We start from the raw sequence: 22,741 nt of genomic DNA on the forward strand, positions 1-22,741 counted from the left end.
CTTGCCTATCTGACCGATGCCTTCACCAGGATCGTCAACGGCCATCCAAACAGCAACATCGATGAGCTGCTTCCGTGGGCTTATTGCCGTCACGACCTCAAAGCCGTGGCCTGAGAACGACGCTTACACTCCGTCGCGCGGCGATCAGGATGGATCGCCGGACTTCAACAAAACTTTTGCGCGCGACATTGTGCGCCGCAATCATCTCTCCGTCGCGACACTGACCCGCCATCCAGATTGCCGCGCCTTCCCATATCGACGCGCTACAGCTACTCGCTGTTCGCGATCAGTCAAATTAGGTCCTCACCCTCTTCAACCAATGGCACATGGGCCTAAGCGCATTCGATGTTCGCCTAGGGCAGAGGACCTGACCGCTTAGGTGATCAGTACTTCGACCAGATAAGGTCCGGGCGTCGCCAGTCCGCGCGCCACCTCGATATTGAAGTCATCCATCGTGGTCACCCGGGCCGCCGCCACACCCATACTTTTTGCCAATCCGGTAAAATCGATGTCGGGCCGGCTGAGATCGAGCATATCCAAAGCCTTGCGCCCGACATTTTGCGCGCCCACCTTGGCCAGTTCATCTCTGAGGCAAGCGTATGATCTGTTATTGAACAGCACCGTCGTAATGTTGAGGCCCTCACGCACCTGGGTCCACAGTGATTGAATGGCGTACATCGCGCTGCCATCCGCCTGCAGGTTGAGCACAGGTCTATTCGGGCAGGCAATCGCAGCGCCCGTGGCCATGGGCATGCCAAGTCCAATCGATCCGCCCATGTTCTGGAGCCAAGTATGGGGCCGCGAATTCCAGGTTGCAGCGAAAAAGCCACCGCCAGTCGAGATCGATTCATCGACCACGATCGCATTTTCGGGAATCAACGCGCCGAGTGACTGCGAGAGGCTGGGGCCCGTAATTGCCCCAATGGCTAACGACGGCGGCACCAGCTTCGCGGCCTGACTCGGAACTGATTGAGCATCCAATTCGTCCGCAAGTTTCTCGAGCGCATCCAACGCGTCTTCCTCACCACGCGCAAGCGTCAAAAAGTCGGTCTCCTCAGAAGCCATCAAGCTTGGCTTGTCGGGGTAGGCAAAGAAGGCCACCGGGATGCGGCTACCCACCAGGATAAGATGCTTAAGTCCCGCAAGTGCCGCACGCGCCTGGTCGACTGGGTACGGAAGGCGATCGACCGGAACGCGGCCAGCGCCACGCTCAATCCGGCCAACAAATGTTTGCGCCATGATTTTCGCACCGGTCTTGGCACATATGCGCCCTGCCAGATCAAGGCCGCGCTCCCGAAGCGCAAGTCCACCCAACAGGACCATCGCGGGCTCGCCGGAACGGAGTGCCTTGGCAACATCCTTGATGCGATCCTGCGAAACCCGTACTCTTTTGGGTGCTTCGGCCACAGCAGCGGGGCCACCGCCTTCATTCCAGGCGGTATCGGCCGGAAGAATGAGGGTTGCGACCTGACCGGGTGGGGTACGCGCCGCCGCGATGGCCGCGGCGCCATCGGCCGCAACACGCGTTGAATCGGGGGAGGTACGGACCCAGCCAGAAAATGGCTTCGCTGCCCCTTCAATATCTGACGTGAGCGGTGCATCATAGTTGAGATGGTATGTTGCGTGATCTCCCACGATATTGACGATTGGGCTGGACGCCTTGGTGGCGTTATGCAGATTGGCAAGGCCATTCGCCAAGCCTGGGCCAAGGTGTAAAAGAGTGGCGGCCGGCTTTTCGGCCATACGCGCATAACCGTCCGCAGCACCAGTAGCGATTCCCTCGAAGAGCACGAGCACGCAGCGCATACCATCGACGCGGTCGAGGGCCGCTACAAAATGCATCTCGGAGGTGCCTGGATTTGCAAAGCAGGTGTCCACGCCTGCGGCAACGAGCGTACGAACCAGACTTTCAGCGCCGTTCATTGGATAAGTTCCTCGTGTTACTTACATCGCACCGCCGCGAAGCACATCGTTAGATCGCGGGCAGAGCGATAAAAAAGAGACGGCTGCGAAAGCCCCGCGCTTACGCATCTGGATTGCGAGGCGGGCGCCAGATTGCAAACCAGGACCAAAGTTCGATACGACTAATCGGGCAAGTTAATCTGTCAGGATTGTTGCGTCGTTCGCAACCCAAGAGGCTACGCAGGGATCGCCCACCTCCATGGAATGGTCCGATACGTTCAGCACCTTCGATCGCAGTTGCAACCCCGTTTCGCTCCGGAATTCCAGGACCGTCGCATCACCAACGAACGTCATGCCGCTGATGCGTCCCTGAATTCCGCGGGATGGACCAGCGCTCGCATCCAGATGCAAATGTTCCGGGCGCACGCACAGAGTCGCATCCCTATCCGCATGCTGCCACGGCGGAGAGGGCAGGCTTTCACCCGCAGGACCGTGCACGATGCCGGACTTGAGCTTAACAGGGATGAGATTGACCTCACCAACGAAACCCGCCACGAACAAATCGGCCGGCCTACGATAAATGTCCTTCGGCGCCGAGACTTGGCGGATCCGCCCCTCGTGCATCACCGCGACACGGTCGGACATAGCAAGCGCCTCATCCTGGTCGTGCGTGACGTAGATCATCGTCTTGCCGACCTCTTTGTGTAACGTCTTGATCTCGTTCCTGAGATGCTCGCGCAGCTTCTTGTCCAGCGCGCCCAAGGGTTCGTCGAGCAGAAGAACGGGCGGATCGAAAACCAGTGCCCGCGCTATCGCCACTCGCTGCTGCTGACCGCCGGACATTTGGTGTGGGTAGCGGGAGGCCAACGTACCGAGATGCACCTGATCGAGGATGCGATGCACCCTAGTTTCGATCTCCGCCTTTGCCATACGCCGCATCCGAAGCGGATACGCAACGTTCTCCGCGACTGTCATGTGCGGAAAAAGTGCATAGTTCTGGAATATCACGCCAAGTTCTCGACGATGAGGCGGCAAACGCGTGATATCCTTGTCGCCCAACAGAACCCGACCGCTGTCCGGCATCTCGAAGCCGGCGATCATCATCAGGGTCGTTGTCTTTCCCGATCCGCTGGGCCCCAACAAGGAGATGAACTCTCCAGGTGATACGGAAAGACTGACATCGTCAACGGCCATCGCACTACCGTAACGCTTCTGCAAGTTATACAGCGTAATGCCTGCGGTTTTCACGTCAGTTCCGTTCGCGGTCGCTTTCATCAACATTTCAGCTCCCTAGGGAATTCGTCGTTGGTTTTCCTTGACCTTCCGACCCAGTCAGGGCGGTCAGGTATTTTTTTGCCGTCTCAGCAGGGTACCGACGACGATCACGATGGTCGCAAGCAGCATCTGCAGCGTGGCTACGGCAGCAATGGTGGGACTGATGTCCTGCCGAATTCCTTCCCACATGCGCATTGGCAAGGTCGTGATCTTTCCGATGCCAAGGAACAGCACGTAGACAACGTCGTCGAACGAGGCCAGGAATGCAAAGAAACTAGCAACGATGAGCGCTGGCAGGACCAGCGGCGCGACGATTGTGCGCATGGTGGCCCAAGGCCCGGCACCAAGGCTGCGGGCCGCACGTTCGTAGCTCGGGTTAAGGTCGCGCAGATTGGCAACCACAATCACCACCACGTAGGGAATGGCGTGGACCGCGTGACCGAGTGCCAGGCCGAACTCGGTGCCCTGCAGACCCCACCGCGCCAGCAAAAAATAGGTCGCGACGGCCACGATAACGGTCGGCATAATAATCGGTGACAGCAAGAGCGCGATCATAGTTCCACGACCTGGCATGGCGCCGCGCGACAGACCGAAGGCAAGCATGGCGCCCAGCGCAGTTGCCATCGCAACGGCCATCAACGCAATGCGGATGCTAGTGAAGGTCGCGCGCACCCACAGCGGATCGAAAAGAAAGGCTTCGTAGTTGCGCAGCGAGTAACCCGGCAAGGGAAAGACAAAGTAGGACGAGGCGCTGAACGACAAATACGCAACGATCAGTACCGGCACCAGGAGAAGTACAGCCAGAAAGCTTGCCAGAATCGGGACACCAAGACCTCTCATCGAAGGAAACCAGCGATCAAGAGCGTTTGTCGCGGAGCCGATCCGCATCAACATTTTGGCACCCATCTGGCGGCGAGTAACGCTTGAACCAAGCTTGCCGTCTGAGAATCCCAGCAGCTGCTCAATGGGGAAGAAGCGCGAGCCAATCCACAATAAGCTCAGGACGGCGAGCAGGAGGACCACGGAAAGCGCAGCGCCGAAATTCCAATTGAGCTGCTCCAGGATCTGCGAGCTGATCGCCATGGTGATCATGACGTCTGACAGCCCCCCCATCAACGCGGGTGTGATGTAGAAACCGAGACAATAGATGAAGACAAGCAGAACCCCCGCAATGAGGCCCGGCAGGCTCAGCGGTAGAAAGATGGTGAGGAAGGCGGCGAGCGGGCTCGCTCCATTCGCCCTCGCAGCGCGCATAAGTTTCGGGTCAATGCTAGACATGACCGTGTACATCGGCAGGATCATCATCGGCATGACAATGTGGGTCATGCCGAGGATCACACCAAATCGGTTGTAAAGCAGCGGGATGGGTTGGGATACCCAGCCGAGCTCCAGCAGGAACTGGTTAACGACGCCATTGCGCCCAAGAAGAACAATCCAGGCGAAGGTCCGTGCCAAAGTGCTGGTGAAATAGGGCAGCACGACCGCAATGAGCAAAAAGGTGCGCAATATCGTTCCGCCCGTCGTGAGCGCGTAGGCGATGGGATAGCTAAGCACGAAGGCGAGCGCAGTCACTGTCACGCTGATCTCCAGCGTGTTACGCATCACGGTCAGATAGACAGGGGTGTCGCCGATGCGCGCAAAATTCGCGAGAGTCCAATTTGGCATCCCGAACGCAAGCAACAGAAGCCCCGCGAGCGGCACGACAAAGAGCACCACGAGGAAGACGCTTCCAGGCAGCAATAGCCAGGCCCATGGCGTGGGCCACGGTAGCGAGGATTGCGCTCGACCTTTGATTGCCATTGAACTCATTGTGCCCGCCATGCCAGCCAGCGCTCCTGGAGATGGTCTACATTGGTCTTGCCGTCAGGGCGCTTGGCGGCGAGCCAAGCATCATCCTGAGCCACCAGCTGGGATGCATTGTCCTCAGTAATACTGAGAAGCGGAACGAGATCCGCCGGCAAATGCTGGAGCTGATTCACATTTGGGCCCGTAAGGTTTGTGCCCATCGTGAATGCCGCGGCACTTTGAGCCCGGTTCAGGTACGCAACCAGCTTTTGTGCATTTCCGCTGTTAGGACCACCTTTGAGCACGGTCCAATAGACATAGACCAGATTTCCACCGCTCCACACCATGCGAATAGGCGCTCCCTGGCGAATGGCCGACACCGCACGACCATCGTAGCAGCTCGTCATCACGAACTCCCGATTGATCAACGCTTGAACAGGCTCGCCTCCCGCCGTCCACCATTTCGCGACATTCGGCTTGATTTCCGAGAGCTTCTTAAGAGCCCTTTCGACCTTGTCATCGGTCAGTGGCCAACGATCCGAGTTTGGCACGCCGTCAGCCGCGAGTGCCAAGACCATATGCCTAGCGACACTGCTGAGGCCGCGCGGCCCGGGGAAAGCCTTGACGTTCCAAAAATCGGCCCAGTTTTGCGGCCCCCCCTTCGGGAAGGATCGTTCATCATAAGCGAGCAACGTCGTCGAACGGAATGCAACGACCGCGTCACTGAGGCGGGCGCTTTGCGGTGTGCCCTTGAGTGCTTCATCATCCCACAAACCGTAGTCAATGGACTGAAACAAACCAGCATCATGCATCGTGGGGTAGTTTTGCCCGTCAATCAACGCGACATCCCAATCGACGCGCCCGGCGCGGGTCATCGCCCTCACTTGAGGTTCGGCAATGTCAGCGGTCACGTCGACCACAGCAATGCCCGTCGCCTTTGTGAAGGGCTCATAAACGTACTTTCTCGCGGCCTGGGTGTACGATCCGCCGTAGCTGAAGACGACAACTTCCCCGCTGCCAGCAAGCTTTTCCTGCGCCCAGGCTGCAGTAGCCCTCGCAACGAACGGCAGGCTCAGTAAAGCCGCAGCCGACTCGAGAAATGAGCGCCGGCTCAGGCCACGATGTAAACCGACAATACGATCCTTCTTTATCATGGCACCTCCTCCCTTAGTTGACACACCCCTACATCGTTTGCTGAAACAATTTACACCGTCCAAGGCCATATTGACGCGCAAAAACGGCAAGGAGGCGACGAATCGCGGGGAAAAACCGCAACTAGCAGCTTACCTCTCTCTACGATTTCACCATCCAATTAGGAGGCTATCTTAGTACTGCACCAAGGACCCTACATGCACTCCACGTCCGTCTCTTAACCAAGACGTTCGCGATGCTGCTGGTAGGCGGCGACCGCGTTATCAGACGACGCCGGCACAGCCGCAAACCACGGTCACGCGATGATCCCCCCAAAAAACCGGCAAGCACGATCATCATGATGCCCAAGCTGCCCGGGCGTGCCATTGAGCGGTTCGGCAGCCCCCTCCTTCGCGACGTCAGCCCCTCTTCTTCCGGCTGCAACAAACCTGACGAAGATCAGCGAATTGGAGAGACAGCCGATTTCAGATCGGGAATACAAGAATTGGTTTAAATTGCCGATTCCTTCGTAAGCTCGTCCATCACTTGCTTCGTCGCGCGATAGGCGAGTTCGACGATCTCATCTATCTCATGTTCGGAAACGACGAGAGGTGGAGCGAAACCTAGAATGTCTCCATGCGGCATTGCTCGCGCGATAAGCCCCCTGTCGCGAGCCGCCTTGGAGATGCGGGCGCCCACCTTGAGCTGCGGGTCAAAGCGTCGTTTCGTCTGGCGATCAGCGACGAACTCTACGGCACCGAGTAAGCCTACGCCTCTTACTTCCCCGACAATCTCCAGCTGCGCAAACCGCTCCTTGAGCCGCGTCAAGAAATGCGCGCCCACGATTCTCGCCCGTTCGCCTAGTTGCTCCTTCTCCACGATATCGAGGACCGCGTTAGCTGCTGCGGCCGCGATCGGATGGCCTGAATAAGTATAGCCGTGGGAGAATGCACCAACACGATCCGCGGCTTCTTCCATGACTGCATAGACCCTCTCGCCAACGATTGCCGCCGAGAGTGGCATGTAACCGGAGGTCAGACCCTTGGCCACTGTTACAAGGTCGGGCTCCATTCCATAAAGAGTGCTGCCGAACTCAGCGCCGGTGCGACCGAATCCACAAATCACTTCATCTGCGATCAAAAGAACGTCGTAGCGTCGCAGCACCGCTTGAATTTCACGCCAGTAACCCTGGGGCGGCGGCGTGATTCCTCCTGTACCCAACACCGGCTCAGCAATAAAGGCGCCGATCGTTTCTGGCCCCTCACGCACGATCATTTCTTCTAGTTCAGCCGCACGTCGACGAGAGAAGGCCTCTTCCGTCTCACCTAGCTCGGCACCCCAGTAGTGGTGGGGCGCGCCTGTGTGCAAGATGCCCGGAAAGGGCAGGTCCATGTGATCATGGTAGAACGACATACCGGTCATCGAGCCGGAAACGACAGAGCAACCATGGTAGCCGCGTTCGCGGGAGATAATCTTCTTCTTCTTGGCCTGACCGCGCAAGTTGTTGTAATACCAGACAAGCTTAGCTTGGGTCTCGTTCGCGTCTGATCCGGATAGCCCGTAAAAGACTTTGCTTGGTTTACCAGGCGCCATTCGCACGAGGCGATCCGAGAGGATAGCCAGCTCGTCAGTCGTGTGGGCAGCATATGTATGGTAGTAGGCCAATTTGTAGGCCTGCCGCGCAATCGCCTCGGCCACCTCGGTCCGGCCGTACCCAATATTGACGCAGTAAAGCCCAGCAAAGCCATCGATGTAGCTATGTCCCTTGGCGTCTGCGATGCGAATACCCTTCCCGCCGGTGACGATTGTCGGATCACCAATTTTGCCGGTGGCAAAATCCTTAAGTTGGGTGAAGGGGTGCAGAACAGTCGCGCGATCTTTTTCGGCGATCGTCTTGTTATCGTTCATACCATTTCTCCTAATCCGCCAAGTCGCCGAAGCAGACGTATTTCAGTTCCATGTATTCCTGAATGCCATGTCGCGAACCTTCGCGACCGAGGCCGGATTGCTTCCAACCTCCAAACGGAATTGGCGGTCCAGTGAATGAGGCCGTATTGATGCCAACCATTCCGTACTCGATGTTCTCAGAAAGTCGTAGCGCTCGTCGCAAGCTGTCGGTGTAGACATAGGCGGCCAAGCCCATTTCACTGGAGTTGGCTCGGGCCAGAACTTCCTCCTCGGAGTCGAACGGAAGTACTGCGGCCACCGGGCCGAATGTCTCCTCGCTCGAAATGAGCATGTCGTCAGTGACATCGCTCAGCAATGTTGGACAGACGAAGTTCTGTCCGAACACGCGGTCTTGCTTCCCAGAAACAACCCGCGCCCCTTTTGCCACCGCGTCACTAATCTGAGCCTTGCACTTATCGGCCACGGACGACTTCGTCATCGGTCCGATATCAGTCGCAGAATCCAACCCATGACCAACTTTGAGCCCGGTGATTGCCGCCGCAAAATTTTCGACAAAGGCACTATAAATGCCTCTTTGTACATAGATGCGATTGGCCGCCAAGCAGTCCTGCCCTGACGTGGCGAACTTTGCGGCCATAGCACCCTTAACGGCCTTATCGAGATCGACATCGTCAAAGATAATGAAAGGGGCATGCCCTCCGAGCTCGAGAGAGACCTTTTTTACCGTCTGCGCCGCCCCCTCCAGTAGCAAACGACCAACTTCTGTAGACCCCGTGAACGAAAGGGCTCGCACCCTTTCATCCCGCAACAGCGGTTTTGAGAGTTCGATTGGATTGCCGACGAGCACTTGAAACACGCCGCCTGGAACTCCAGCCTCTTCAGCCAACCTCGCCAGGGCAAGTGCTGAGAGCGGCGTCTCGGGCGCAGGCTTCACGATGACCGGGCAGCCAGCCGCCATGGCGGCTCCGGCCTTTCGCGTAATCATGGCGACAGGAAAATTCCAAGGAGTGATTGCCGCCGCAACACCAACGGGCTGCATCCTTACCTGAAGCACGCTTCCAGGCTTATGGCTTGGGATCGTCTCACCATAGGCGCGCTCGCCCTCTGCGGCAAACCACTGGAGAAATCCCGCACCATATCCAATTTCGTACCTTGCTTCCGCGAGCGGCTTGCCCTGCTCGCAAGTTAGGAGGACGGCAAGCTCCTCCGCATGGGCGAGCATTAATGAGGCCCAAGTCCTGAGAATCGCACCCCGCTTCTCTGGCAGCAGCTCTCGCCATTGAGCAAAAGATCGTTGCGCTGCGTCGATCGCAAGATTTACATCTTCGGCGCCGCAACGAGCAACTTCGGCGATCACTTCGCCAGTTGCGGGATCGACGACAACGTCTCTTTGGTTACCCCCAATCCAGCGCCCATCGATCAGAGCCGCCCCCGCGACAAAATCTCGACGGCGCAGATTTTCGAGATGCCCCTTAGCTAGCCCGACTAGAGGCGGCCTTTTGGGTCGGGCAGCTTGGGAAACCATTTCGAAGTCCTTGGCGGTCATCTTGTTGAAATTCTGTTGGCAATCAGGATACTAATGTCAGAGAGAGATTTGCGTCGCTTTTAACCGTCGCCTGGACGGTTTCCTGCAGGACCTTGCCATTTTGGAGCGGAATTCACCTGGAGCCCGACTTATGCAATACGACCGAACAGACGCCCGCATCCTGGAGATTGTGCAGAAGAACAATCGCCTGACATCTGAGATCATCGGCGAACTTGCTGGGCTTTCTGCTACTGCGTGCCAACGACGTTTGAAGAGGCTCCGATGTGACGGCATCATCGAGGCTGACGTCTCGATTGTTTCGGCAAAGGCCGTGGGGAGGCCTATTCAGATGCTCGTGCTCGTAAGTCTCGAGCGTGAGCGCGCAGACATCATCGACAGGTTCAAGAAGGCGATTAAGTCGTCGGCTGAGGTCGTCAACGGATTCTACGTCACTGGGGACGCTGACTTCGTGCTTTATATTACGGCGCGGACAATGGAAGACTACGAGCAATTCACCCGACGTTTTTTCTACGAGAACCCTGACATCAAAGGGTTCAAGACAATGGTCGTCATGGATCGCGTAAAGGCTGGTTTTGCGATCCCGGTAGAGGCCCCTCACGAGGATTGAAGTTGCTGCCTTTGCACCGTTGTTCTGAGGCTTCGCGCTTTTTTTCATCGCTCATCCGGGCATAACGCGAGAAACGAGCACAAGTGTCCTTGTAATATCTGGTCATGCTGATTCTCTCTAAGGTAGAGGCGCATCGTTGCTCCAACAAACGGGATCGCAGCCGAGTGAACCGATGCCGCGGACGTTTGAGAGCAAACGCCAAAGCACGTTATGGCCGTGATGACCTGATCGAACATGACTGCGTCGCGGGAGCAATGCTAAAGCTGTCAGAGAACTCGGAACAATCTCCAATCAGAGCGCGACACATTATTCCTAGACCTGGATATTATGCTTGCGGGTTGCGACAGATGCAGCAAACTTAAAACGAAATGGGCGCGCAACACGAGTTCCGGATCTTTGAGGGCGGGCCAGAGCCGCTCGTCCAATCTGACTTCAGCGTTCCGCGATAAATACTGAGCTCGGGCAGGTTGCCGCACACGGTCTGTGAATCCAAAAATGACCACTCCTTCCGATCTCCAGACTTCCATCGCCGATGGAATTACCGCGCCCCTGCGCTACCCCACTTTCCGGCGGATTTGGCTGGCGAGCCTGCTGTCGAACCTCGGTATACTTATCCAAGGCGTCGGCGCGGCTTGGGCCATGACAGAGATGACGTCGTCAGCCGATAAAGTCGCGCTGGTGCAAACAGCCTTGTTGCTTCCTGTCATGTTGATCGCTATGCCGGCCGGCGCTATCGCCGACATGTATGATCGTCGGATTGTGACACTGGTTGCGCTCTCGATCGCGCTCTGCGGTGCGACAGCGCTGACTGCGCTCGATTGGTCGGGCCTTACCACACCGAATCTGCTGCTGGTGCTTTGCTTTGTGGTCGGCGGCGGCATGGCATTGATGGGACCAGCCTGGAGTTCCTCGGTTAGCGAGCAGGTTCCGGCGAAGATGCTGCCATCGGCGGTTGCCCTGAATGGCATTAGCTACAACATCGCGCGTAGCTTCGGGCCGGCGGTCGGAGGAATTGTTGTTGCGACAGCAGGCGCGGGAGCGGCCTTTGCAATCAACGCATTTCTCTATCTACCTCTGACAGTGGCGCTGTTTCTCTGGAAACGTGTCGCGGAGCCGGCGCGGCTGCCGCGGGAAAACCTGAGCCGCGCCATTGTCTCAGGCGTGCGCTACATCGCCAATTCGCCTTCGATCAAGATCGTGATAGCTCGCACCATGATAACCGGCCTCGTCGGAAGCGGACTCCAAGCGCTAATGCCGATCGTCGCTCGCGACCTGTTGCACGGGGGCGCTCAAACTTACGGCGTCATGCTAGGTGCGTTCGGGTTGGGCGCAGTGGTTGGGGCTCTTAACATTAGCGAGATGCGCAGGCGTATGAGCGGCGAGGCTGCGGTTCGTGCTTGCACACTGTCGATGAGCGGCGCGATCGCGGCGGTCGCGCTCAGTCAGAATGCGATATTGACAGCCGCCGCGCTGGTTTTGGCAGGCGCCGTATGGACGATAGTGTGGACGCTGTTCAACATTGGCGTGCAGCTCTCCGCCCCGCGCTGGGTTGCGGGCCGCTCGCTAGCGGCTTGGCAAGCTTCGTTCTGCGGGGGCCTTGCAATTGGCAGTTGGGGCTGGGGCCGTCTCACCGATGCTGTCGGCGTCCATATCACGCTGCTGATCTCGGCCGCACTGATGCTGCTTTTACCGCTTCTTGGGCGCTGGCTGTGCATGCCGCCTATCACCGAACGCGGAGAGGACGCCGAGATGCTTGCCGATCCCAAGGTGCGACTTCCATTAACCTACCGCAGTGGCCCACTGGTGGTTGAGCTCGAATATCGCGTGGCCTCGGAAAATGCGCGAGCCTTCCACAACGTCATGCAGGATGTGCAGCTCTACCGGCAACGCAACGGCGCCTATGGTTGGTCGATTGCCCGTGATATAGCCGACCCCGAGCTATGGACCGAGCGCTATCATTGCCCGACATGGCTCGATTATTTGCGCCAACGCAACCGCTGGACTCAGTCGGAGCGTGCGTTAGATGAGCAAGCGACAGCTTTCCACATTGGGCCGGAGCCCGTTCGTATCCGACGCATGCTGGAGCGCCCGTTTGGATCGGTACGGTGGAAGGATGATGTGCCCGATCGCGCCGCGAGTGCGCTATAGCTGCTGATTGGTGGCGCGGCGCAGGCACTAGCAGTCCCTTCCAACGCAGCCGCACTCAGGAGCCACGGGCGTGATGACGACCATTGCGCTTCGCTAACCCTTCGCCGTCACCAAGCTGGGTGGCGGACTTCCACCTCCAAGCTGCCCTTCTTCGGCTCACTCGGGCCGGGAAACGAGAACGGCACCAATGACGACGTCCACCGCAATACCTCCTCTTCAACGGAGTCTATCGTCGAGAACCTGGTACGAACTCGCCTTCGAACATTTCGTTCAGTTCGAGAACACTGGGAATCGAACTGTCGAGATCGTGACCTCAGCGCCCAAGCCTGCCGAAAACCGTGCAGCAGAGTGCCGACAACGGTTCCGCCGACCACTACGATGCGAGCGGATGGCACGACCGGCACGCCGCCATCAGCAGCTCCCCTCCGCTAACGGACCGCTTCAGCGCCGCCCCCGATGATTCGATCGCAAGACTTCCCACGACTTCGCTCATAGGGGAGAGGAAGGCCAACGTTCGTGTCGGTCACAGTTTAATAGGCAATTGCGGTGCAGCCAGATTTGATGAGATTGAGGCCGGTACGAGCGAGGAAGGATGCCCGGTTATACGTGACGACGATAAGCCATTGCGTCCGCTTCGTTGTTGCCTGGCCTCCCAATGCAACTGAGGACGCGAGCGTACTCGAACGGCGACGTCCAACCAAGCGAAAGACCAACGCTCAACGTGCACGGCGGGTCCATTTATATGAGCAAAGACTTATGCCTCGATCACGCCTGACGATTGCACATCAGCGCAATGACCCTCCTTGTCGCTGGAATGCGTAAATCGGATTCATCCCGCAATAGGCTAAGGTACCGGAGGCAGTGGCCATACACTGGTCATAGGTTGAGAACTCGCAATTGCCCGGATATCCCCAGCTACGTCCCTGGAGGCAATAAAGGTCCTGCCGAGCCGGCGGGATGTACGAACGGACCCGCGGAGCGGCGGTCGAGGGCGACCCAAAGCCGATGAGGATGGGAAGTGCGAGCACACCGATAAAGAGGAGGTTGCGCATGAGACGTCTAGCCTCCGTTATGTTTTGAGAGGATAGAAGATCTAAAATTGATGTTCTGATCCTGGTCAATGGTAAAAACGCTTCGAAGACAGTTTGGCCGATCGCCATCGAAGGAAACCCCAGTGAAAGGCGCCCCGAGTTAGAGCAGAATTTCTGCTATTTCCCAGAAAGGATTGGCATTTCCAAGCGCGACGGCCGCGTTTGCTGCAGAAAACTGTGGGGCAACACTCAATCCGAGATCGAGAACTCTCGCGCTCCGCATAGGTATCGGTTCGAACGGGCGCCAATCTACTGCGCGCTTATCAAGACCGAAGGGGGCGATCTCGGGCCGAGTTTGTGCCACCGAGCGCGCATCGCTTGAGGTGAGCGACTTAAGGAGCTTGGCAGGACCCAGGAAGATTCAGCGAGCTTGAGCTCGCCTGGGAACGTGATCGGCCTGATCCGGCGCAGCAGGGATAGCGAGCGACGCGTGATCCGCTTTCATTCTCCGGAGAGCCTGATCCACGCGCCGACAGCTGCCCTAATTTATCAATTCCTGAACTGCACCACTGATGTGAGACACGATATCAGGGACAGGAGCCGAGCGCCTGGGGCGGCTGGGCGGGGTGATGGGTTACGGCCGCGATGCTGCTGCGCAGCGACCCCGCATCGCGGTAAATTTGCTTCGAACTCGGCAGGCGGCCGGTAGGCCAGAGCCGAGCGCAGCCGTTGGCGATAGTACACGTCCTCGATGGAGGTGGCGATTGCATTTCTGGCATGCTGCGCATCGCGGTTAATCTGGCCGTTGACCTCTCCTGTTTGAGGGTCTTCATGAAGCTCTCCGCCTTGGCATTGTCATAGGGATTGCCGACCCGGCTCATGCTCGGGGCAATGTCGTGCCGCTGAAGTAGGTCCGCGTAGTCGCCGCAGTCGTGCTGGATACCGCGATCGGAGTGGTGGATCAGGCTGCCGGGCGTCGGCTGGCGCGCCGCCAGTGCCATCGAGAGCGCGGCGAAGGCCAGGTCCAGCCGACCACACGCCGGCTGAAGGCGTCGAGCATGATGGCGAGATAGGCGAACTCCTCCTGCAGCGGATGGAGGTGATGTCCGCCACCCAGAGCTGGTCGAGTCCATCAGGCACCATGCCGCGGGCCAGATTCGGCACCACGCGCCAGGGGTGGCGCGAGTCTGTCGTCACAAGCACGAACGGCCGCTGCCGCAAGCACAGCAGATTGTCCTCACGCATCAGGCGCAGCACGCGTTTGCCATTCACCGCAAAGCCCTCACGCCGCAGTTGCGCGGAGATCCGGCGATACCCGTAATGCCGATGCGTCAGCGCCAGCCGCTGGATTGCGTCTCGCACGCCGGTTTCTTCGGCACGCGGGGCGGACGCCGTCCCAATGCCGGCAATAGCCGGCCCGACTGACGCCAGCCTGCACGCACATCCGCTCGACCGTCAGCTCGCCTTGCCGCGGGGGGATCGTCATCGCCTGGATGACCGCGTAGACCCCGTCACGCCAGGCCTGGTGCTCGGCCGGCGTGCTTCCTTGACCCGCCGCAAGGCTTGCCGAACAAAATCCCGTTCAATCTGCTGCTGGACGATCTTGCGCCCGAGTTCGGCAATGCGCTCGGCGCACCAGGGTCGACAGCCGTAACATCGCGTGCCCGCTCCTTCACGCTTGGCGCAACGGCATCGCTTTTGGGGCGCCCGGTCGGCCGCGGCGCCTGCTCCCCGCCGGCGCGAAAAAGATCGCGCCATGCATAGAGGTCCTTACGCAGCACATTCAGCTCCTGGGAAAGAGCACTTATGCGCTCACCCACCAGAATGCGACGGACCGCCTCGAGCTTGAACTCTCGGCTGGAAACACGGGGATGATTTTGTTGGGCATGCGTTCTCCGTTAGAGAACTGTCCCTAGTTTCCCGTGTCTCACTTTTGGGGTGCACTCCATTGGCGGCGCGTAACTCGCACCCGCGATTTGGGACAACCACTCTTCGCTTCGAAGTACACCGTGCTTTAAGCTGACATCTGGCATGCCAGCTCTATTCGAACGTGCCGCGCTCAGAGGCTCCCTTGAGCTTGCCAAGGGCCAAACCATCGAGGCATGTGGCGAAGACGCCCGGAGGCGGTAAAGGTGTTGCTCGTAGGCGTTCGATTTTCTCGAGAGCAACGTGATCGAGCTGTGAGAGCGGGGGGGCGCCAACTGAGAGCCCTGACGCGCCAACGCAGTCGCAAGGCGTGAACGGGTCTCATCCATTACGTCGCGCCAGCGCTCGCCGTAGCCGCCAACGGCTCATCGCGATCACCTTCCCGTCACTTGTTGAAAACATACCCGAATCTGGATAGTCTCAGGTTATTCCTGCGCTGCGAGGCGTTTTCGCGGTGAAATTCACCTCAAGGTTGGGGTCCGGTTATGCAGTACGATCGGATAGATGCCCGCATCCTCGAGATCGTGCAAAAAAACAACCGAGTAACTTCCGAGGAGGTCGGCGAACTGGCCGGCCTTTCTGCCACCGCGTGTCAGCGCCGATTGAAGAGGCTTCGTTCTGAAGGCATCATCGAGGCCGACATCTCGATCGTTTCGCCGAAGGCGGTAGGCAGACGTATTCAAATGCTTGTGCTTGTGAGCCTGGAGCGCGAGCGCGCAGATATAATCGACAAATTCAAGAAGGCCGTTAAATCATCAGTTGAAGTCGTCAACGGCTTCTACGTCACGGGCGATGCGGACTTTGTCCTTTATGTTACCGCCCGCACCATGGAGGATTATGAGGAGTTCACCAGGAAATTTTTCTATGTGAACCCCGACATAAAGGGATTCAAGACGATGGTCGTGCTAGATCGGATAAAGGCGGGCTTTGCCGTACCGATCGAGTCTCCCTCCGAGGACTGATAGAGGATTCAGATTTTAGCAAAGCGAGCCGCCCCACGATCGTGGTTACTACCGCGATTACCCAGATAGACTTCCGCTTAATGTGAGGTCCGCTAGATCGCCGAGCCACATGTTTCTCTGCCGCTCATTGACGAGACGCTGACTAATCTCAATTGATCTGTAAATTCCCGAAGCGGACTCTGCCAAGGGGTACACGCGAATACACCGAGCGGTGTGCTCGATGTTCCCCGACAAACAGCACACAAGTTCAAACAATCTCGCGAGAAATGCTTCAAAGTCGCAGTTGCCGCGAGCTTGGCGAGATTTTCGCATAAAAACTGCGGGATACACCGGCTAACGCCGCCAACCCTCAGGCAAAAATGAGTAAGCGATGTTCGCTTGCACGAGTTGACGACGTTTCGTGCAGGATTGGGGTTGCCAGCGAGTTCATCCACTCACAGCACTCCTATTCAGCGCCCTTCTGGGCGTTTCCTCCCTGACTTGGCCGCGCGGTGTCTCGCGCGGCCTTTTTCCCCTACCGACGGAAGTCCGGGTTGCTCAGATTCGATAGCCGCCAGGAGTAACGGGATGACCCCGACCGCCGCCGCAAAAGCTAAGCAAGGTCCCTCGATGCTGCGCGACCGTCTGAAGGACCCGGCGCTCCTACGGGAGGCCTGCTACATTGACGGCGCCTGGGTTGGCCCGCCCAGCTTTTCGGTGAACAATCCGGCGACCGGCATGGAGCTCGCCAAGGTGCCGCAGCTCTCCACCGACGACTGCACGAGAGCCGTGGAAGCTGCTGAACGCGCGTTCCCCACATGGGCTAACCACACAGCCAAGCAACGCTCCAACATTCTGCGCAAATGGTACGAACTGATCGTCGCCAATCGCGAGGATCTCGCGCTAATCCTGACCTCGGAGCAGGGCAAGCCGCTCTCCGAGGCGCTTGGCGAGGTCGATATCGGTGGCGCCTATGTCGAGTTCTTTGCCGAAGAGGCGCGCCGCATCTATGGCGAAACGATTCCCTCGCCGCGCCCGGATGCGAGATTGCTTGCGATCAAACAGCCCATTGGCGTGTGCGGCGCCATCACGCCGTGGAATTTCCCGAACTCGATGATCACCCGCAAGGTCTCGCCGGCGCTCGCCGCAGGCTGCACGGTGGTGCTAAAGCCGGCCAGCGAAACGCCACTCTCGGCGCTGGCGCTTGTCGCGCTCGCTGAGAAGGCCGGCGTGCCCAAGGGTGTCTTCAACGTCATCACCGGAGATTCGCGGTCGATCGGCAAGGTCTTGTGCGAACACCCGGCCGTGCGCTTCTTCGGCTTCACCGGGTCGACCGAGGTCGGAAAAATTCTCTATCGCCAAGCCTCGGTCGGCGTGAAGAAGCTCGGCCTCGAACTCGGCGGAAACGCGCCTTTCGTGGTGTTTGACGACGCCGACATCGAGGCAGCAGTCGAAGGCGCCATGGTCTCGAAATACCGCAACATGGGCCAGACCTGCGTCTGCGCCAACCGGCTCTACGCGCAGGCGGGAATCTACGACGAATTTTTGCAGAAGCTGTCCAAGAAGGTTGCGTCGATGAAGATCGGCGACGGGACAGAACAAGGCGTGGTGCAGGGGCCGCTGATCAACATGGAGGCGGTCGACAAGATCGAGCGGCATATCGCGGACGCTGTTAAGCGCGGCGCCAAGGTCGTGACCGGCGGCAAGCGACATGCGCTGGGACGCTCGTTCTTCGAGCCGACCGTGCTCGCCGACGTCACGCCGGACTCGCTGGTGTCACAGGAGGAGACATTCGGTCCGTTGGCGCCGGTGATCCGCTTCAAGGACGAGGCCGACGTGATCGCAATGTGCAACGCTTCGCCCTTCGGTCTCGCCTCCTATTTCTACTCCCGGGATCTGGGCCGCGCCTGGCGCGTGGCAGAGGCACTGGAGTCGGGCATGGTCGGCATCAACACCGGCCTGATCACGACCGAAGTCGCGCCCTTCGGCGGCGTCAAGGAAAGCGGCCTTGGTCGCGAAGGTTCCCGCCACGGCATGGAAGAATATGTCGAGATCAAATACGTGATGATGGCGGGACTTTGACCGAAGGCATGATCTATCGGCGGTCGCGCCCGAGCCTTGCGATAACCTGTTTGGGCTTTCGGTGTCCCAGTTCCGGACGACCTCCTATAGATCCGATCCCGGAAGCCTTACCTACTTCGTCCTGGTGAACGGGGTCCGCTTTGTTGGCCATACCACTATGATCTTGGCGTGGTCTCTCACGATTTTCTCCTCCTGTCCCCGCTGTCATAAGTATCGTCAGTAGCGGCAATATGAGATCGCAGATCAGTCGAGTTGACGCGGCTAAGTAGCCATGCAAAGTGTAGCCGCAGTCCGCAAAGGGCTTTCATAGGTTCAAGGTTCGCGTAATTGACCAGGTCCAGGTACTCTAGATGATCGACGGCTGCCAAATGCTGCTTTGCGATCGGGAGCAACTGGCCTACATCTCGCTTTCCTGAGTGACACTCTTCAGCTGCAGCGAATGGGCAGCGGCTAACGGCGAGAGCCAGCTGATGCTGTTGCGTTTCGATTTCGTAAACGGCGCTCACCCAATCGATCGTTGCTGAGTACATCATGAGGCGGGTACACTTGTGGAAAGCTGCGCATCGACGCGATCGGGCGCAGAAATTCGTCAGGACGCCGCTCGATTTAAGCGGCCAGAATTGTTCGCGAATCGGTAACTTTCTCACGCAGAAGAAGCGCTTCGTGACGGCGCAATAGTTCGCGATGGCGCCGTTTGGCCAACCAAGAATGCCAAGCCAGCCAAGAGGCATTCCATCGAACAGTCCGAGGCGGCCCAACATTTCGCGACTAAACAAGGAGCCGGCCATGCGGCCCGTCAATTTTGACTTTCTTGCCGATAAGCTGCGCAACTGGGGGCGATGGGGCGAAGCCGATCAGCGCGGCACGCTTAACCACATCGGGCCAGAAACACTGAAGACCGCAGCCGCCCAGGTGCGCGATGGCAAGCTCTTTAATCTCGGTTTGCGGTTCGACCGGAACGGGCCTCAGCTGGGACGCAAGCGGTTCAACCCGATGGTCTACGCGACCGACCTTTTCACCGCGATGAGTCCCGCCGCGCCGGACGTCTGCTACTCCGATGACGTCATCCACATGCCCTTGCAATGTTCAACGCAATGGGACGCGCTCGGCCATGTTCACTATGATGGCCATCTTTACAATGGCTGCAACGCGAGCGAATGCCTCACCGAAAACGGCGCGCTCAAGATGGGTATCAACCATCTGGCGGCCCCCGGCATTGTTTCGCGCGGGGTGCTCCTAGACATCGCACGGCTAAAGGGGGTCGAGCGGCTGCCGCTCGACTACGCGATCACGGTCGACGATCTGAACGCCGCCTGCCAGAAGGAGAGCGTGAGCGTCGGAGCCGGTGACATCCTTTTGGTGCGCACTGGCCATATGCTGTGGTTCACCGCAGACGGAGATCGCGACAGCTTTATGGGAATGCAGCCAGGCCTAAGCTATACCTGCGCCGAGTGGGCTCACGACAAATCGCTGGCCGCCGTGGCCGCCGACAACATGGCTGTCGAGATCCTGGATCCAGAGGGGCTGGCATCGGAGATGCCCCTCGCCTTCCACATGCTGGCGCTGCGAGACATGGGCATGCCGCTGGGCGAGATGTTCAATCTAGAGGCGCTGGCTACCGACTGCGCCGCCGACGGACGGTACAGCTTCCTGCTTGCAGCTCCGCCTCTGGAGGTTACCGGCGGCTTTGGCTCGCCCGTGAACCCGCACGCGCTGAAATAGGCTGGCCTTAAGAGTTGTGGGTGGGCGCGGGCTTTCGAAGATGCAGCGCTTTAGAACGCGTTCAAACCACGACTTTAATTGCGCCTTTGCAGGAAGCGCTCATGGCTCATCGTTCGCGTGGATCATGCTGCAAACTTTGCAGGGCCGCGATGCAAAAACAAGTAAGTAATGGAGTGAGTATTTTACGGGAAAAATAGCCGTGAGAGAAGGTAAGCATGGGCAATGGGCACCGGTACCGTGGAATGTAACGTTGCCGATCTGCGAAAGACTTTCACCTGAATTTACGTCCAAGACGCAGAACTTCGGCAAGCATGGACGATCAACACAAAAATTCGGCCGCGAAACCCGCATAAGCTGCGTTTCGATAGCTTGCCTTCCCTTTTGACAGACGTGGGACGCCGGCCGGACAAATACTTTCGCAACAGGCGAGGTTAGCAAGAACGCCACATGTCCGATATGCCCAGGCTCTCGCGTCGCGCTTTCGCTATCATCTTCTGTCTTTCTATAACTACCGCGATTGGCAACACTGGCTTGCAGTCAGTGCTTCCGTCGATCGGCCGCTCGATTGGAATCGCGGATTCGAGGGTGGCGGCCATTTTCTCGCTCTCCTCCCTATTGTGGGCTGTGACCTCACCGTTCTGGGCTCGTCAATCTGATCTGCGTGGTCGTAAGCCCCTCATGATCATCGGCCTTGCTGGCTTTGCGGTTTCCATGGTGCTCTGCGGCCTGGTGGTAAGCGCCGGCCTGGCCCACCTGACAACTCCCACGATCGTCTTCGGATGTTTCCTCGTCTGTCGTGCGATCTATGGGCTCTTCGGCTCGGCCACCAGCCCGGCGAGCCAAACCTATATCGCGGAGCGCACCTGCCCTGCCGAGCGCACGCGGTGGATGTCCAGCACCGCTGGGGCTTCCAGCCTTGGCACCGTGGTTGGCCCAGTGCTGGCGCCACTTTTCATTATCGAAAGCTTTGGATACGCAGGGCCGCTGTACGCGTTTGCCCTGATCGCCACGACAATGCTGATTATTGTCGCCCGCTATCTAGATGAGGCGCCGATCTTGGCGACGAAGCCACCGCTTCGGAGTGATAAGACGGCGCGTGGACCGCGGTGGCTCCGCTCCAACTTTGTTCCCTTCATCGCTTACGGCTTCCTGCTCTTCGCTTGCCAGAATGCGCTGGCACAGACGTTGGGTTTTCTTATCATCGACAAAACGAGCAAAGCGCTACCTGAGCTCCCATCGGAGGACTTGCTGCGCATAGCGCAAGGCCACATCGAGATTGCGATGGTCTGCGGGGCTCTCGCCAGTTTGGTTGCGCTCTGGGGCCTCATCCCAATTTTCCGCATGACGCCGAAGGCCCTATTGCGATGGGGTGCCGGACTGGCCTCGCTTGGCAGCGTCTTGGTCGCCCACTCGCCAGATTATGCCATCGCCATCGTGGGCTATGCCGTGGCGAGCCTCGGCTTCTCCTTGGCCCGACCGGGCTTCATCGTCGGCGCGTCCCTTTCCGTTCCGATGAAAGAGCAGGCGCGTGTTGCCGGAGCTATTGGGGCGATCAGTGGTGTTAATGTGCTTTTCGCGCCGTTCGCGGTGAGCCTTTATGAGGTTTTCCCTCCCGGTCCGTTTCTCCTCGAATCCATTGTGCTCGCCGGCCTGCTTGCCTATGCTTGTCTCAGTCCAACGGTACGCAACGTGGGGGGCCGGGTCAGCGCCGAGGAGATCAACGACAAACCTGCGACCTAGCACCGCACCTTGGGTACAAGGCACTTGAACGCGCCGTCCCCACGCGTATGCTTCGATCAGGCGGTCTTCGTCGCACGCGTACCGCTGTCAACGAGTGATTCGCATCCCATCAGATTCACCGTCGACCGGATGACTTCGCGCACGGCCCACCCCGGGGCCGCATCATTTTCCACACCGAAGCCGACCTTGAGCTTCACCGCGCGAAATCCTTCAGCGACGTAGCCCGTCGCCGCCACCTCGGCGAGATGGCCGATGGGGCGTCCAGTCTGCGCTGCTGCAGGCCTGTCGCGTAAGCGACGAGTTTGGTCTGCGGTGCGTTCCCGAGCAGCTTTTGCACAGGGATCGTTGAAATGCTTACCCTTGATGTCCCAAAACGCAGTATCGACGCCACTCAAGCCTTGGATGACAATACCCTTGGGGCCGTGGTCGCTCCGGCGCGCATAGATCATCTGGCAGAGAAGCGGGTCATTCGCCGACGAGCTATGGCGCAACGCTTTAGGCCAGTGCGCCCGTCCTCCGGGCCGGGCCGTAGCATCCGCCCCAACCGACGATACTCAAATAGGTCTCGATCCGATTTAGCATCGCTAGTGCGCGTGTCATACCAAGGTCGGGAAGAGGCGTAGGGCTGCGACAGCAACGCTTGAACGAGGTGGGTACGGACGCCTGTGATCTGTGCTCTGTTCTTGTACCCAGTTTTACGCCAGGTTCGACGTGCCGTTCGGTATAATACATCGGGATCGAAACTCAGGCGGCTAGCAAAGCGCTAGGACTATGTCAGGGCATGCCGCTCTCTTTCGCCGGCAGCGTGCGGATAATCGGATTGGGCCAATGCAGCTTCTGCTCGCTCGCTTTGCTTGGTTACGGATTACGCCTTCAAGGGCAGTTAATTCACCCTCCCCTTTTCGGGCGAACGCGGCGTTTCGAGCTGCCGAGCGGGACGTTGAACACGTCGGCCTCGTCCGTGATGCCGCCCTCCACGAGCATGTTCTGAGCTCGG

At 58.6% G+C, this 22,741-nt stretch carries 17 protein-coding genes and 2 pseudogenes; 8 read left to right on the plus strand and 11 right to left on the minus strand.

The genetic code is table 11. The features are described 5' to 3' along the window. Window positions 1-114, plus strand: a 114-nt coding sequence (locus tag I6F16_RS34325; RefSeq protein ID WP_225174422.1) for a transposase domain-containing protein, incomplete at its 5' end; no start/stop codon positions are given. Window positions 115-375: 261 nt separating this feature from the next. Here the strand turns inward: I6F16_RS34325 and I6F16_RS34330 are convergent. The 6 genes from I6F16_RS34330 to I6F16_RS34355 all read right to left on the minus strand — a co-directional run bounded on the left by I6F16_RS34330 (window position 376) and on the right by I6F16_RS34355 (window position 9,526). After that, window positions 376-1,923, minus strand: a complete 1,548-nt coding sequence (locus tag I6F16_RS34330) for an acetolactate synthase large subunit (protein WP_225174382.1) — start codon at window positions 1,921-1,923, stop codon at window positions 376-378. A gap of 174 nt (window positions 1,924-2,097) precedes the next feature. Continuing rightward, entirely contained in the window at window positions 2,098-3,183 is a 1,086-nt protein-coding gene (locus tag I6F16_RS34335) for an ABC transporter ATP-binding protein (RefSeq protein ID WP_225174383.1), read from the minus strand. Window positions 3,184-3,243: 60 nt separating this feature from the next. Continuing rightward, complete coding sequence (locus I6F16_RS34340; protein ID WP_225174384.1) at window positions 3,244-4,998, minus strand: ABC transporter permease subunit; 1,755 nt, start codon at window positions 4,996-4,998, stop codon at window positions 3,244-3,246. After that, window positions 4,983-6,116 carry an ABC transporter substrate-binding protein gene (locus tag I6F16_RS34345; RefSeq protein ID WP_225174385.1) on the minus strand — a complete coding sequence of 378 codons (1,134 nt, stop codon included), beginning with the start codon at window positions 6,114-6,116 and terminating at the stop codon, window positions 4,983-4,985. The genes I6F16_RS34340 and I6F16_RS34345 overlap by 16 nt, the downstream gene beginning before the upstream one ends. A gap of 487 nt (window positions 6,117-6,603) precedes the next feature. Next, the gene (locus tag I6F16_RS34350) at window positions 6,604-8,001 is read right to left on the minus strand and encodes an aminotransferase (RefSeq protein WP_225174386.1); all 1,398 of its coding nucleotides are present in this window, start codon (window positions 7,999-8,001) and stop codon (window positions 6,604-6,606) included. Window positions 8,002-8,011: 10 nt separating this feature from the next. After that, the gene (locus I6F16_RS34355; RefSeq protein WP_225174423.1) at window positions 8,012-9,526 is read right to left on the minus strand and encodes an NAD-dependent succinate-semialdehyde dehydrogenase; all 1,515 of its coding nucleotides are present in this window, start codon (window positions 9,524-9,526) and stop codon (window positions 8,012-8,014) included. A gap of 151 nt (window positions 9,527-9,677) precedes the next feature. On the opposite strand from I6F16_RS34355, the gene I6F16_RS34360 reads away from it, so the two are divergent. Beyond that, window positions 9,678-10,154: an Lrp/AsnC family transcriptional regulator gene (locus I6F16_RS34360; RefSeq protein ID WP_057025758.1), complete on the plus strand. Its 477-nt coding sequence runs from the start codon at window positions 9,678-9,680 to the stop codon at window positions 10,152-10,154. 495 nt (window positions 10,155-10,649) lie between these two features. Then, the gene (locus tag I6F16_RS34365) at window positions 10,650-12,302 is read left to right on the plus strand and encodes an MFS transporter (protein ID WP_225174387.1); all 1,653 of its coding nucleotides are present in this window, start codon (window positions 10,650-10,652) and stop codon (window positions 12,300-12,302) included. Between the two features lie 171 nt (window positions 12,303-12,473). On the opposite strand, the pseudogene I6F16_RS38265 reads toward I6F16_RS34365, so the two are convergent. Then, a pseudogene (locus tag I6F16_RS38265) lies at window positions 12,474-12,868 on the minus strand (alanine dehydrogenase); the annotation flags it as partial. 219 nt (window positions 12,869-13,087) lie between these two features. Continuing rightward, the gene (locus I6F16_RS34370; protein WP_225174388.1) at window positions 13,088-13,354 is read right to left on the minus strand and encodes a DUF3551 domain-containing protein; all 267 of its coding nucleotides are present in this window, start codon (window positions 13,352-13,354) and stop codon (window positions 13,088-13,090) included. A 454-nt stretch (window positions 13,355-13,808) separates the two neighbouring features. Between I6F16_RS34370 and I6F16_RS34375 the strand changes: the two are divergent. Next, window positions 13,809-13,889, plus strand: a pseudogene (locus I6F16_RS34375) (CoA pyrophosphatase); the annotation flags it as partial. Between the two features lie 299 nt (window positions 13,890-14,188). On the opposite strand, the gene I6F16_RS38100 reads toward I6F16_RS34375, so the two are convergent. Further along, on the minus strand, window positions 14,189-14,695 hold the full coding sequence (locus I6F16_RS38100) for an IS3 family transposase (protein WP_346656604.1): 507 nt from the start codon (window positions 14,693-14,695) through the stop codon (window positions 14,189-14,191). A gap of 1,049 nt (window positions 14,696-15,744) precedes the next feature. On the opposite strand from I6F16_RS38100, the gene I6F16_RS34395 reads away from it, so the two are divergent. Together I6F16_RS34395 and I6F16_RS34400 are read left to right on the plus strand one after the other, a co-directional pair. Then, a complete protein-coding gene (locus I6F16_RS34395; RefSeq protein WP_225174390.1) occupies window positions 15,745-16,221 on the plus strand; it encodes an Lrp/AsnC family transcriptional regulator in 477 nt (158 codons plus the stop codon). A 567-nt stretch (window positions 16,222-16,788) separates the two neighbouring features. Then, entirely contained in the window at window positions 16,789-18,282 is a 1,494-nt protein-coding gene (locus I6F16_RS34400; protein ID WP_225174391.1) for an NAD-dependent succinate-semialdehyde dehydrogenase, read from the plus strand. A 176-nt stretch (window positions 18,283-18,458) separates the two neighbouring features. On the opposite strand, the gene I6F16_RS34405 is transcribed toward I6F16_RS34400, so the two are convergent. Next, window positions 18,459-19,082, minus strand: a complete 624-nt coding sequence (locus tag I6F16_RS34405; RefSeq protein WP_225174392.1) for a hypothetical protein — start codon at window positions 19,080-19,082, stop codon at window positions 18,459-18,461. Here I6F16_RS34405 and I6F16_RS34410 point away from each other — a divergent pair. Together I6F16_RS34410 and I6F16_RS34415 are read left to right on the plus strand one after the other, a co-directional pair. After that, window positions 19,069-20,004 carry a cyclase family protein gene (locus I6F16_RS34410; RefSeq protein WP_225174393.1) on the plus strand — a complete coding sequence of 312 codons (936 nt, stop codon included), beginning with the start codon at window positions 19,069-19,071 and terminating at the stop codon, window positions 20,002-20,004. The genes I6F16_RS34405 and I6F16_RS34410 overlap by 14 nt on opposite strands. 447 nt (window positions 20,005-20,451) lie before the next feature. Beyond that, a complete protein-coding gene (locus tag I6F16_RS34415; protein WP_225174394.1) occupies window positions 20,452-21,744 on the plus strand; it encodes an MFS transporter in 1,293 nt (430 codons plus the stop codon). Window positions 21,745-21,800: 56 nt separating this feature from the next. Here I6F16_RS34415 and I6F16_RS34420 read toward each other — a convergent pair whose 3' ends face one another. Beyond that, window positions 21,801-22,193 (minus strand): hypothetical protein, encoded by a 393-nt coding sequence (locus tag I6F16_RS34420; RefSeq protein WP_225174395.1) that lies wholly within the window; start codon window positions 22,191-22,193, stop codon window positions 21,801-21,803. Window positions 22,194-22,741 lie beyond the last annotated feature (548 nt).

Origin of the sequence: Bradyrhizobium sp. IC4060 (genome assembly GCF_020193715.1) — a bacterium.
Classification (GTDB): domain Bacteria; phylum Pseudomonadota; class Alphaproteobacteria; order Rhizobiales; family Xanthobacteraceae; genus Bradyrhizobium; species Bradyrhizobium yuanmingense.

Excerpts from the sequence above, each read along its gene's own strand:
- I6F16_RS34350 (WP_225174386.1), bottom strand. The coding sequence starts at position 8,001 with ATGAACGATAACAAGACGATCGCCGAAAAAGATCGCGCGACTGTTCTG.
- I6F16_RS34420 (WP_225174395.1), bottom strand. The coding sequence starts at position 22,193 with ATGATCTATGCGCGCCGGAGCGACCACGGCCCCAAGGGTATTGTCATC.
- I6F16_RS34415 (WP_225174394.1), top strand. The coding sequence starts at position 20,452 with ATGTCCGATATGCCCAGGCTCTCGCGTCGCGCTTTCGCTATCATCTTC.
- I6F16_RS34335 (WP_225174383.1), bottom strand. The coding sequence starts at position 3,183 with ATGTTGATGAAAGCGACCGCGAACGGAACTGACGTGAAAACCGCAGGC.
- I6F16_RS34340 (WP_225174384.1), bottom strand. The coding sequence starts at position 4,998 with ATGGCGGGCACAATGAGTTCAATGGCAATCAAAGGTCGAGCGCAATCC.
- I6F16_RS34355 (WP_225174423.1), bottom strand. The coding sequence starts at position 9,526 with ATGGTTTCCCAAGCTGCCCGACCCAAAAGGCCGCCTCTAGTCGGGCTA.
- I6F16_RS34400 (WP_225174391.1), top strand. The coding sequence starts at position 16,789 with ATGACCCCGACCGCCGCCGCAAAAGCTAAGCAAGGTCCCTCGATGCTG.
- I6F16_RS34410 (WP_225174393.1), top strand. The coding sequence starts at position 19,069 with ATGCGGCCCGTCAATTTTGACTTTCTTGCCGATAAGCTGCGCAACTGG.
- I6F16_RS34330 (WP_225174382.1), bottom strand. The coding sequence starts at position 1,923 with ATGAACGGCGCTGAAAGTCTGGTTCGTACGCTCGTTGCCGCAGGCGTG.
- I6F16_RS34365 (WP_225174387.1), top strand. The coding sequence starts at position 10,650 with ATGACCACTCCTTCCGATCTCCAGACTTCCATCGCCGATGGAATTACC.
- I6F16_RS34395 (WP_225174390.1), top strand. The coding sequence starts at position 15,745 with ATGCAGTACGATCGGATAGATGCCCGCATCCTCGAGATCGTGCAAAAA.
- I6F16_RS34360 (WP_057025758.1), top strand. The coding sequence starts at position 9,678 with ATGCAATACGACCGAACAGACGCCCGCATCCTGGAGATTGTGCAGAAG.
- I6F16_RS34370 (WP_225174388.1), bottom strand. The coding sequence starts at position 13,354 with ATGCGCAACCTCCTCTTTATCGGTGTGCTCGCACTTCCCATCCTCATC.
- I6F16_RS34345 (WP_225174385.1), bottom strand. The coding sequence starts at position 6,116 with ATGATAAAGAAGGATCGTATTGTCGGTTTACATCGTGGCCTGAGCCGG.